Consider the following 11,171-nt stretch of genomic DNA (forward strand, 5'->3'; position numbering starts at 1 on the left):
GGACCGGCCGCCGGGGCGGCACGGTCGGGGGCGGACGTAACGTGGTCCGGATGCCTGCCGACCGCCCCGCCACGCTGGCCGCGTGGCTGCGCACCCGCAGCGACGCCCAGCTCGGGGCGCTGCTGGCCGCGCGGCCCGACGTGGCCCGGCCCGCGCCCTCCGACGTCGTCGCGCTGGCCGGCCGGCTGGCGGTGCCCGTGTCGGTGGACCGCGCCCTCGACGAGCTCGATGCCGCCACCCTGCAGGTGCTGGACGTCGTGCTGCTCGCCCCCACCGACGGCGTGGCGGCCGCCGACGTCGTCGCGGCGCTGCCCGGGCTGCCCGAGGACGTCGTCGACGCGGCGATCGAGCGGCTGACCACCCGGGCGCTGCTGTGGGGCGACGAGGTCCTGCACGCCCCCGACCAGGTGCGCCGCGCCGTCCGGTACCCCGCGGGCCTCGGCCGCCGGGCCGTCGAGCTGCGGGTGACCCTGCCCGCCGACCTGGCCGCCGCCGTCGGCGGGCTGGCCCCCAGCGAGCGCGAGGTGCTCGAGCGGCTGGCCGGCGACCGCCCGGTCGGGCACCTGCCCGAGACCGGCGGCGGCGCGGCGTCCCCCGCCCGGCGGCTGCTGCAGGCCGGACTGCTGGCCCGCATCGACGCGCTCAACGTCGAGCTGCCGCGCGAGATCGGCCTGCTGCTGCGCGGGGACCTCCCCTACGGCCCGCCGCGGCTGCGCCCGGAGCCCGCCGCCGTGGAGCGGGACCCTGCCGCGGTCGACCGGCAGGCGGCCGGGGCGGCGCTGGAGGCGGTCGGGCGGGTCGGCGAGCTGCTGGCGGTGCTCGAGGAGGAGCCGGCCGGGCTGCTGCGCAGCGGCGGGGTCGCCGTCCGCGACCGCAAGCGGCTGGCCAGGGCGCTGTCGGTGTCCGAGGCCGACGCCGGGTGGCTGCTGGAGCTGGCGTTCGCCGCGGGGCTGCTCGACGTCGGTGGGCCGCACCGCGACGAGTGGCTGCCCACCCGCGGCTACGACCTGTGGCGCGAGCAGCCGCTGCCCGACCGGTGGGCGGCGCTGGTCGCGGGCTGGCTGGACAGCACCCGGCTGCCCTCCCTGGTCGGGTCGCGGGACGTGGCGGGCAAGGCGGTCAACGCGCTGTCGCCCGACCTGGTCCGGCACACCGCCCCGGCGATCCGCCGCTCGGCGCTGGCCGCGCTGCTGGACGCCCCGCCCGGCTGCGGCCTGGCGCCCGACGACCTCGTCGCACTGCTGCGCTGGCGGACCCCGCGGCGCGCCGACCGGCTCGCACCGGTGCCCGACATGCTCGCCGAGGCCGCGCGGGTCGGCGTCCTGGTGGGCGGGGTGCTGTCCTCCGGCGGGCGCGGCCTGCTGACCCGCGGCGAGGAGGGCGCCGCCGACGGGGTCCAGGGGCTGCTGCCCGAGCCGGTCGACCACGTGCTCGCCCAGCCCGACCTCACCCTCGTCGCGCCGGGCCCGCTGGTGGCCGACCTCGCCGACACCCTCGCCGTCGTCGCCGACGTCGAGTCCTCCGGCGGGGCGACGGTGTTCCGGGTGTCGGAGTCCTCGGTGCGCCGGGCGCTGGACGCCGGGTGGTCGGCCACCGACCTGCACGAGTTCTTCACCCGCGCCTCGCGGACGCCGGTGCCGCAGGCGCTGCGGTACCTGGTCGACGACGTCGCGCGCCAGCACGGCCGGCTGCGGGTCGGCGCGATCGAGTGCTACGTCCGCTCCGACGACCACGGGCTGCTGTCCCAGGTGCTCGGCGACCGGCGGACGGCGGGTGCCGAGCTGCGCCGGCTGGCCCCGGGTGTGCTGGTCAGCGGGCTGGGCGCCGACGAGGTGCTCACCGTGCTGCGGGCCGCCGGGTACGCCCCGGCCGGGGAGTCGCCGGGCGGCGCGGTGCTCACCCGCCCGCCGGCCCGGCCCCGCGCCGCCGGCCGCCGTCCCGGGCCGCCGCCCTCGGCCGCCGGGCGCCCGCTGACGCCGGCCGAGGCGGAGGCGACCGTCCGCGAGATCCGCGCCGGCGACGCCGCGCTCGCCGCCCGGCCCACCGCCCCCGTCCGGCAGGTCCCCGGGGTGACCACCGCGGGCACGCTGGAGCTGCTGTCCCGCGCCGTCCGCGAGGGCGTCCCCGTGTGGCTGGGCTACGTCGACGCCCAGGGCAGCGGCAGCCAGCGCGTGGTGCAGCCGGTGTCACTGGCCGGTGGTTTCCTCCAGGGGTGGGACGAGCGCCGGCAGGAGAACCGCACCTTCGCGGTGCACCGGATCACCTCGGTGGCGCTGGTCGACGAGGAAGCCCCGGCCGCCGGCAACGGTTGACCTGACAGACGCCCACCCGCCGAGGAGAGGCCACCCATCCCCGTGAACGACGGACCCCTCATCGTCCAGTCGGACAAGACGCTGCTGCTCGAGGTCGACCACCCGGCGGCCCGCGAGTGCCGCGCGGCCATCGCGCCGTTCGCCGAGCTCGAGCGCTCGCCCGAGCACGTGCACACCTACCGGGTCACCCCGCTGGCGCTGTGGAACGCCCGCGCCGCCGGGCACGACGCCGAGCAGGTCGTGGACGCGCTGGTGCGCTACTCGCGCTACCCGGTGCCGCACGCGCTGCTGGTCGACGTCGCCTACACGATGGACCGCTTCGGCCGGCTGACGCTGGTCAACAACCCGGTGCACGGGCTGGTGCTCACCACCACCGACCGCGCGGTGCTGGAGGAGGTCATCCGCTCCAAGCGGGTGGCGCCGATGCTCGGGGCGCGGATCGACCCCGACACCGTCGTGGTGCACCCCTCCGAGCGCGGGCGGCTCAAGCAGGCGCTGCTCAAGGTGGGCTGGCCGGCCGAGGACCTCGCCGGCTACGTCGACGGGCAGGCGCACCCGATCGAGCTGGCGCAGGACGGCTGGCACCTGCGCGACTACCAGCAGGAGGCCGTCGACGGGTTCTGGGCCGGCGGCTCGGGCGTCGTCGTCCTCCCCTGCGGCGCGGGCAAGACGCTGGTCGGCGCCGCGGCGATGGCCCAGGCCCGGGCGACCACGCTGATCCTGGTGACCAACACCGTCTCCGGGCGGCAGTGGAAGCGCGAGCTGCTGGCCCGCACCACGCTGACCGAGGACGAGATCGGCGAGTACTCGGGCGAGCGCAAGGAGATCCGCCCGGTCACCATCGCCACCTACCAGGTGATGACCACCCGCCGGAAGGGCGAGTACCGGCACCTGGACCTGTTCGACGCCCAGGACTGGGGCCTCATCGTCTACGACGAGGTGCACCTGCTGCCCGCGCCGATCTTCCGGCTCACCGCCGACCTGCAGTCCCGCCGCCGGCTCGGGCTGACCGCGACGCTGGTGCGCGAGGACGGGCGGGAGGACGACGTCTTCTCGCTCATCGGGCCCAAGCGCTACGACGCGCCGTGGAAGGACATCGAGTCGCAGGGCTACATCGCTCCGGCCGAGTGCATCGAGGTGCGGGTGGGTCTCGACGACGAGGAGCGGATGACCTACGCGGTCGCCGAGCCCGAGGAGCGGTACCGGATCGCGGCCACGGCGTCGTCGAAGCTGCCGGTGATCCGGCGGGTGCTCGAGCGGCACCCCGACGAGCAGAAGCTGGTCATCGGGGCCTACCTCGACCAGCTCGAGGAGCTCGGGCGGGCGCTGGACGCCCCGGTGATCCAGGGGTCGACCACCAACCGCGAGCGGGAGAAGCTCTTCGACGCGTTCCGCGCCGGGGAGGTCAAGACGCTCGTCGTGTCGAAGGTCGCCAACTTCTCCATCGACCTGCCCGAGGCCGCGGTCGCCGTCCAGGTGTCGGGGACCTTCGGGTCGCGGCAGGAGGAGGCGCAGCGGCTGGGCCGGGTGCTGCGGCCCAAGGCCGACGGCCGGCAGGCGCACTTCTACACGGTGGTCAGCCGCGACACCCTCGACGCCGAGTACGCCGCCCACCGGCAGCGCTTCCTCGCCGAGCAGGGCTACGCGTACACGATCGTCGACGCCGCCGACCTGGCCGGCCCCGGCGAGGTCAACGGCCCCGACTGGGTCGACGAGCCCGCCGACTGAGTTCCGTCGCCCGCGGCCCCCTGGTCCCCGTGACCCGGGGGCCGCGGTCGTCCGCCGGGCAGGATGCGCCCGTGGCCGGTGAACGGGACCTCGGGCGGCTGCTGGCCGGCATGGCGCCGCGACGCGCGCCGGGGACGTACGTCTTCACGACCGTCCCCGGCCCCGGGCTGCCGGCCGGACCGGCGCCGTTCGCCACCGTGCGGGAGGACGAGGGCCTGACGCTGGTCCTGCTCCGCGAGGACGCCGACCGGGCCGGGCTGGCGTACGGGTTCCTCGCCGCCCGGGTGACGCTGCACGTGCACTCGGACCTCGCCGCCGTGGGGCTGACCGCGGCGGTGAGCACGGCGCTGGCGGACGCCGGGATCAGCTGCAACGTGGTGGCCGGGTACCACCACGACCACCTGTTCGTCCCCGTCGACGACGCCGACCGCGCGCTCGCGGTGCTGGAGGGCCTGACCTCCCAGGGGTGGTGGCCGTTCTCACCAGCCGGGGCGGCCGGGGTGTGCGACCGTGGAGGCGGGTCCGCAGCGGGCCCCCGGACGAGCGGCGCCGTACCCGGACAGCGACAAGACGGCGTCCTCGGGAGTCGTCGTGTCCTGGTTCGTCCTCGTCCTGTCCGGTGCCCTCGAGGCGGTGTGGGCCACTGCGCTCGGCCGCACGGAGGGCCTCACCCGGCTCGCGCCGACCGTCGTGTTCGTCCTCGGCCTGGTCGGCAGCATGCTCGGCCTCGCCTGGGCGATGCGCACCCTGCCCGTCGGGACGGCGTACGCGGTCTGGGTGGGCATCGGCGCGGCCCTGACCGCCGGCTACGCCATGGCGTCGGGCGAGGAGCCGCTGTCCGCGCTGCGGGTGCTGCTCCTGCTCGGCATCGTCGGCTGCGTGATCGGGCTCAAGCTCACGCACTGAGCCCCGCCCTCTGACAGGGACGCCGGGATGCCCCGTCAGGGCCGGTGGTTGCGGCGGCGGATGGTGATGATCCCGGCGACGACCAGCAGCAACGGGAGGATCACGCCCCACATGAGCCAGCCGTTCATCCGTTGCCCCTCTCGGTCGTCCGCGAGAACGACACCGCCCTGGTGCACCTGCTCGTGACCCCCAGCCTGGGCCGGACCCGGGCGCGCAGGCGTCACCCCACGAGGACGAAGGGTGCGCTCAAGCCGACCGGAGCCCGTGGGCTCCGGCTCAGTAGGGCGGTGGGGTGGTGACGGCGGTGAGGCCGGTGGGTGTGGTGACGGTGAGGATGCCGTCGGGCGCCAGGTGGTGGCGCCAGCCGGGTGCCTGGTGCTTGCCGCGGTGGTGGCAGGCGCAGTAGCCGGCCAGGTCGTTCACGGAAGCGAAGAACAGCCCCCGCATCATCCGGAACCAGGCGGCCCGCGACGGCGGTTTGCCACGCCGAGCGCACCGGGCACCGAGCCCGCCATGGACGCCGACATCAGGCTGCGAGTGGACGGCGAGCTCCACGAGCTCACCGTGGACACGCGCACCACGCTGCTCGACCTGCTCCGCGAGCGGCTGGGCAACACCAGCCCGAAGAAGGGCTGCGACCACGGCCAGTGCGGCGCCTGCACCGTGCTCCTCGACGGCGAGCGGGCCCTGCTCTGCCTCGCGCTCGCCGTCGCCCACGACGGTGCGGAGATCACCACGGCGGACGGCCTGGCGCCCGAGGGGGAGCTGCACCCGGTCCAGCAGGCCTTCCTCGACCACGACGCCTTCCAGTGCGGCTACTGCACGCCAGGCCAGGTGTGCAGCGCGGTCGGCGTGCTCAGCGAGGTCGACCGGGGCTGGCCCAGCCACGCCACCGGCGACCTCACCGCCGACCCCGAGCTGACCACCGACGAGGTCAGCGAGCGGATGAGTGGCAACCTCTGCCGCTGCGCCGCCTACGCCCACATCACCCCCGCCGTGCAGCAGGCCGGCGGCGCGCGGTGAAGCCCTTCGCCTACGCCCGGCCCGGGGACGTCGCCGGGGCCGTCCGCGAGGTCGCCGCGGAGCCGAACGCCGTCTTCCTCGGCGGCGGCACCAACCTCGTCGACCACCTCAAGCTCGGCGTCGCCCGGCCCGACCTCGTCGTCGACGTCCGGACGCTCACCTCCCGCGAGATCACCGACACCGACGACGGCGGCCTGCTCGTCGGCGCCGCCGTCACCAACAGCGAGCTGGCCGCCGACCGGCGGGTCCGCGAGCGCTGGCCGGTGCTCACCCAGGCGCTGCTCGCCGGCGCGAACGGGCAGCTGCGCAACCTCGCCACGGTCGGCGGCAACCCGCTGCAGCGCACCCGGTGCGTCTACTTCCAAGACGTCACCACCGCGTGCAACAAGCGCGAGCCGGGGAGCGGCTGCGCCGCGATCGGCGGCTACACCCGCTACCACGCGATCCTCGGCGCGAGTGACCACTGCATCGCCACCCACCCCTCGGACATGGCCGTGGCGCTGACCGCCCTCGACGCCGTCGTCCACACCGAGGGGCCCGGAGGCGCGCGCACCATCCCCTTCGGTGAGCTGCACCGGCTCCCCGGCGACGACCCGTCCCGCGACACCGTCCTCGAGCACGGCGAGCTGGTCACCGCGATCGAGCTGCCGCCGCTGGAGACGGCGCGCAGGTCCACCTACCGCAAGGTCCGCGACCGCGCCTCCTACGCCTTCGCCCTGGTCAGCGTGGCGGCCGCGGTCGACCTCGCCGACGACGGCACGGTCCGCGACGCCCGCATCGCCCTCGGCGGCGTGGCGCACGAGCCGTGGCGGGCCACCCGCGCCGAGGAGGCTCTGCGGGGGCAGCAGGCCACCGACGACGCCGCCCGCGCGGCCGCCGAGGCCGAGCTGACCGACGCCGTCCCGCAGCCGGGCATCGACGGCGGCAACGCGTTCAAGCTCCCGCTGGTCGCGCGCACGCTCGCCGCCGCCCTGCGGGTCCTCACAGGCCGGGAGGGCTGACCGATGACCGAGCTGCTCGAACCGCGCGCCATCGGCCACGACCTGGTCCGCCGCGACGGCGTGCAGAAGGTCCGCGGGACGGCGACCTACGCCTACGAGACGCCCGTCGACACCCCCGCCTTCGCCCACCCGGTCACCGCCACGGTGGCGCGCGGCCGGATCACCGCCGTCGACACGGGCGCCGCCGAGGCGCTCGACGGCGTCCTCGCGGTCCTCACCCACGAGAACGCCGAGCGGCTGGCCTCCACCGACGACGCCGAGCTCGCCGTCCTGCAGTCCCCCGACGTCGCCTTCCGCGGCCAGCCGATCGGCGTCGTCGTCGCGGAGACCTCGGAGGTTGCCCGGCAGGCCGCCGACCTCGTGCGGGTCACCTACGACGAGCAGCCGCACGACAGCGCCCTCGCCGCCGACCGCGACGACCTCTACGCGCCCGATGAGGTCAACCCGTCCTACGACACGGACACCGTCCAGGGCGACGTCGACGCCGAGCTCGCTGCCAGCGCGGTCCGGGTCGAGCAGACCTACGCGACGGCGATGGTGCACAACAACCCGCTGGAGCCGCACGCCTCGACCGCGCTCTGGGACGCCGCCGGCAGCGGGAAGCTCACCCTGTGGGACTCCACGCAGGGCGTGCACCCCGACCGGGCGGCGGTCTGCGAGGTGTTCGGGCTCGGGCAGGAGCAGGTGCAGGTCGTCTGCCCGTACGTCGGCGGCGGGTTCGGCTCGAAGGGCACCCCGCACGCCAACGTCGTCCTGGTGACCCTGGCCGCCCGCGCGGTGCCCGGGCGCGCGGTCAAGCTGGCCCTCACCCGCCAGCAGATGTTCACGATGGCCGGCTACCGGACGCCCACCATCCAGCGGATGCAGCTCGGCGCCGACCGCGACGGCCGCATCCGCGCGCTGGCCCTCGACGTCGTCGAGCAGACCTCGCGGATCAAGGAGTTCGCCGAACAGACCGGCGTCCCGGCCCGGATGATGTACACCGCCGCCGCCCGGCGGACGACGCACCGGCTGGCCGCCCTCGACGTCCCCGTGCCCTCCTGGTTCCGCGCGCCCGGCGAGTGCCCCGGCATGTTCGGCCCCGAGGTCGCCATGGACGAGCTGGCGCACGAGCTCGGCATCGACCCGGTGGAGCTGCGGGTCCGCAACGAGCCCGAGCAGGACCCCGAGACCGGCCAACCGTGGTCGAGCCGGCACCTGGTCGAGTGCCTGCGCGAGGGCGCCGAGCGGTTCGGCTGGGCGGACCGGGACCCGCGCCCCGGCGTCCGGCACGAGGACGGCTGGCTGGTCGGCACCGGCGTCGCGTCGTCGGTCTACCCGACCATGCGGCAGGCGCAGTCGACGGCGACCGTCCGGCGCGAGGACGGCCGGTACGTCGTCGAGATCGGCGCCGCCGACCTCGGCACCGGTGCCTGGACGGTGCTGCCGCAGATCGCCGCGGACGCGCTCGACGTCGACGTCGACGACGTCGAGGTGCGCATCGGCGACACCCGCTACCCGATCGCCTCGGTGGCCGGTGGCTCCTCGGGGACGAACACGTGGGGCTCGGCGATCGTCGAGGCGGCGCGGGAGTTCCGCGGCAAGTTCGGCCCGCGGCCCGAGGAGGGCGACGAGGCGCAGGGCTCGGTGGACCAGGCCGCCAAGGACCAGGAACACGCCACCTACGCGTTCGGTGCGCAGTTCGTCGAGGCGCGGGTGCACGCCGACACCGGCGAGGTGCGGGTGCCGCGGCTGCTCGGCGTCTTCGCCTGCGGCCGGATCGTCAACCCGCGCACCGCCCGCTCGCAGTTCGTCGGCGGCATGACCATGGGGCTGTCGATGGCGCTGCACGAGAACAGCGCCTGGGACACCCGCATCGGCCAGGTCGCCAACCACGACCTCGCCGAGTACCACGTCACGGTCAACGCCGACGTCGGCGACGTGCAGGCGCACTGGATCGACGAGCACGACCCGTACGTCAACGCGATGGGCAGCAAGGGCATCGGCGAGATCGGCATCGTCGGAACGGCGGCCGCGGTCGTCAACGCCGTCTTCCACGCCACCGGCGTCCGGGTGCGGCACCTGCCGGTGACCCTGGACAAGCTGCTGCCGGGGCTGCCCTGAGCCGCGGGGCGGACGAGGCCGGCGGGACGCGCCGGACCAGTCCGTTCCCGATGTGAGGCCTGCCACGCCGCACCGGTCGCCGCGGACGAAACCGCAGGTCAGACGCGTGCCGGGTGTCGCGTATACGACGGCCGCGGGCGGGCGCGCGGGAGGTGGCCGGTTGGGCGTGTCCTCCCGCGCGCAGGCAGGATGGGCCGCGAGATGGCGAGTGCAGCACGGGCGGGGGCGGTCGCCCCGCAGACGACCAGCCGACCGCTCCGGGCCTGGCAGCAGGCGGCGCTCGAGCGCTACGAGGAGTCCTCCCCCAAGGACTTCCTGGTCACCGCGACCCCGGGCGCCGGCAAGACCACCTTCGCGCTGACGCTGGCCTCGCGGCTGCTGCAGCGGCGCGAGGTCGCCCGCGTGATCGTGGTCTGCCCGACCGACCACCTGCGGATGCAGTGGGCCGACGCCGCCGACCGGATGGGCATCGTCCTCGACCCGGGCCTGACCAACGCCGTCGGCCCCGTGCGCGCCGGCACCCAGGGCTACGTGACGACGTACGCGCAGGTCGCGGGCAAGCCGATGCTGCACGCCGCGCGCGCCACCGCCGTCAAGACGCTGGTGATCCTCGACGAGGTGCACCACGCCGGCGACGGCCTGTCCTGGGGCGAGGCGATCGAGGAGGCCTACGGATTCGCCGCCCGCCGGCTGTGCCTGACCGGGACGCCGTTCCGCACCAAGCCGGACGAGCGGATCCCCTTCGTGCGCTACGAGGAGGACGGCTTCGAGGGCGACGCCGGGGAGGCCGGCGCCGGGCTGGTCAGCCGCGCCGACTACACCTACGGCTACAAGGAGGCGCTGGCCGACAACGTCGTCCGCCCGGTCGTCTTCGCCGCCTACACCGGCACCTCGCGCTGGCGGAACTCGGCCGGCGAGGTCGTGGCCGCGTCGCTGTCGGAGGCCGGCACACGCTCGGTGGAGATGGCCGCCTGGCGCACCGCGCTGGACCCCAAGGGCCAGTGGGTGCCGCACGTCGTCGCCGCCATGGACGACCGGATCACCCAGCTGCGCGAGCACGGCGGCATGCCCGACGCCGCCGGGCTGATCCTCGCCAGCGACCAGGACGACGCCCGCGCCTACGCCCGCATCGTCAAGCGGATCACCGGCAAGGCGCCCGAGCTGATCCTGTCCGACGACCCCAAGGCGTCGAAGAAGATCGAGCGCTTCTCGACCGGGTCCGCGCGGATCGCCGTCTGCGTGCGGATGATCTCCGAGGGCGTCGACGTCCCGCGCGCCGCCGTCCTCGCGTGGATGACCTCCTACCGGACGCCGCTGTTCTTCGCCCAGGCCGTCGGCCGGGTCGTCCGCTCCCGGGCGTCGCACGAGACGGCGACGGTGTTCCTCCCCGCGGTGCGGCCGCTGCTGTCGCTGGCGGCGTCCATGGAGAAGGAACGCAACCACGTCATGCCGCCGCCGAAGGCCAAGGACCCCGAGGCGCTCGACCTCGACCCGCTGCCGCCCGAGGAGCGCGAGGCGGTCGGCCTGAAGCAGTGGGAGGCGCTGGAGGCCGAGGCCCGCTTCGCGCACGTGCTGCACGGCGGGACGGCGCACACCGGCGAGGGGGCCGGCGCGGTCGCCGTCGCGCCGGAGGACGAGGAGTTCCTCGGCATCCCCGGCCTGCTCACCGCCGAGCAGACGGCGTCGCTGCTGGCCAAGCGCGACGACGAGCTGCGGCTGCGGATCGCCCAGCGCGTGCACGAGGAGGACACCGGCGAGCTGCCGATCGTCCAGGACCACCCCGACGAGGACGACGCCGGCCGCGGCTGGCGCGACGTCGCCGAGCTGCGGCGGGAGATCAACCGCCTGGTCAGCCGGGTGTCGGCGAAGACGTCGACGCCGCACGCCGTGGTGCACACGCAGCTGCGCCAGCACGTGCCGGGGCCGCCGTCGGCCTCGGCGCCGGTCGAGGTCCTGCGCGCCCGCCGCGAGCGCCTGCGCACGATGCTCTGAGGCGGTCGCCCCCGCGGTCACGGGGGGGGGGGGGGGGGGGGCGGGGGGGGGGGGGGGGGGGGGGGGGGGGGGGGGGGGGGGGGGGGGGGGGGGGGGGGGGGGGGGG

The 11,171-nt window shown here is 75.7% G+C and carries 9 protein-coding genes, 1 pseudogene and 1 riboswitch; of the genes and pseudogenes, 8 read left to right on the top strand and 2 right to left on the bottom strand.

Translation table 11 applies throughout. The annotated features are described in order from the left end of the window. Nucleotides 1-50: 50 nt before the first annotated feature. The 4 genes and pseudogenes from ACI796_RS13980 (at nucleotide 51) to ACI796_RS13995 (ending at nucleotide 4,946) form a co-directional block, all read left to right on the top strand. Nucleotides 51-2,312, top strand: a complete 2,262-nt coding sequence (locus ACI796_RS13980; protein ID WP_456941832.1) for a helicase-associated domain-containing protein — start codon at nucleotides 51-53, stop codon at nucleotides 2,310-2,312. 42 nt (nucleotides 2,313-2,354) lie between these two features. Continuing rightward, the gene (locus ACI796_RS13985) at nucleotides 2,355-4,040 is read left to right on the top strand and encodes a DNA repair helicase XPB (protein ID WP_456941833.1); all 1,686 of its coding nucleotides are present in this window, start codon (nucleotides 2,355-2,357) and stop codon (nucleotides 4,038-4,040) included. Nucleotides 4,041-4,111: 71 nt separating this feature from the next. Next, nucleotides 4,112-4,477, top strand: a pseudogene (locus ACI796_RS13990) (ACT domain-containing protein); the annotation flags it as partial. Nucleotides 4,478-4,555: 78 nt separating this feature from the next. Continuing rightward, nucleotides 4,556-4,620: riboswitch (guanidine-III (ykkC-III) riboswitch) on the top strand. 11 nt (nucleotides 4,621-4,631) lie between these two features. Then, entirely contained in the window at nucleotides 4,632-4,946 is a 315-nt protein-coding gene (locus ACI796_RS13995) for a DMT family transporter (RefSeq protein ID WP_456941834.1), read from the top strand. Between the two features lie 35 nt (nucleotides 4,947-4,981). Here ACI796_RS13995 and ACI796_RS14000 read toward each other — a convergent pair whose 3' ends face one another. After that, nucleotides 4,982-5,074 (bottom strand): LPXTG cell wall anchor domain-containing protein, encoded by a 93-nt coding sequence (locus ACI796_RS14000; protein WP_456941835.1) that lies wholly within the window; start codon nucleotides 5,072-5,074, stop codon nucleotides 4,982-4,984. A gap of 148 nt (nucleotides 5,075-5,222) precedes the next feature. Next, complete coding sequence (locus tag ACI796_RS14005) at nucleotides 5,223-5,369, bottom strand: hypothetical protein (RefSeq protein ID WP_456941836.1); 147 nt, start codon at nucleotides 5,367-5,369, stop codon at nucleotides 5,223-5,225. Between the two features lie 90 nt (nucleotides 5,370-5,459). Between ACI796_RS14005 and ACI796_RS14010 the strand changes: the two genes are divergently transcribed. From ACI796_RS14010 to ACI796_RS14025, 4 genes are all read left to right on the top strand, one after another. Further along, entirely contained in the window at nucleotides 5,460-5,969 is a 510-nt protein-coding gene (locus tag ACI796_RS14010; protein ID WP_456941837.1) for a 2Fe-2S iron-sulfur cluster-binding protein, read from the top strand. Continuing rightward, nucleotides 5,966-6,970, top strand: coding sequence for an FAD binding domain-containing protein (locus tag ACI796_RS14015; protein ID WP_456941838.1), 1,005 nt, complete (start codon nucleotides 5,966-5,968; stop codon nucleotides 6,968-6,970). The genes ACI796_RS14010 and ACI796_RS14015 overlap by 4 nt, the downstream gene beginning before the upstream one ends. Before the next feature lie 3 nt (nucleotides 6,971-6,973). Then, on the top strand, nucleotides 6,974-9,073 hold the full coding sequence (locus ACI796_RS14020) for a xanthine dehydrogenase family protein molybdopterin-binding subunit (RefSeq protein ID WP_456941839.1): 2,100 nt from the start codon (nucleotides 6,974-6,976) through the stop codon (nucleotides 9,071-9,073). A 201-nt stretch (nucleotides 9,074-9,274) separates the two neighbouring features. Next, nucleotides 9,275-11,065, top strand: a complete 1,791-nt coding sequence (locus ACI796_RS14025; RefSeq protein WP_456941840.1) for a DEAD/DEAH box helicase — start codon at nucleotides 9,275-9,277, stop codon at nucleotides 11,063-11,065. The last annotated feature ends 106 nt before the right edge of the window (nucleotides 11,066-11,171 follow it).

Source organism: Geodermatophilus sp. SYSU D00525 (assembly GCF_054050475.1).

Excerpts from the sequence above, each read along its gene's own strand:
- ACI796_RS13980 (WP_456941832.1), top strand. The coding sequence starts at position 51 with ATGCCTGCCGACCGCCCCGCCACGCTGGCCGCGTGGCTGCGCACCCGC.
- ACI796_RS14000 (WP_456941835.1), bottom strand. The coding sequence starts at position 5,074 with ATGAACGGCTGGCTCATGTGGGGCGTGATCCTCCCGTTGCTGCTGGTC.
- ACI796_RS14010 (WP_456941837.1), top strand. The coding sequence starts at position 5,460 with ATGGACGCCGACATCAGGCTGCGAGTGGACGGCGAGCTCCACGAGCTC.
- ACI796_RS14020 (WP_456941839.1), top strand. The coding sequence starts at position 6,974 with ATGACCGAGCTGCTCGAACCGCGCGCCATCGGCCACGACCTGGTCCGC.
- ACI796_RS14025 (WP_456941840.1), top strand. The coding sequence starts at position 9,275 with ATGGCGAGTGCAGCACGGGCGGGGGCGGTCGCCCCGCAGACGACCAGC.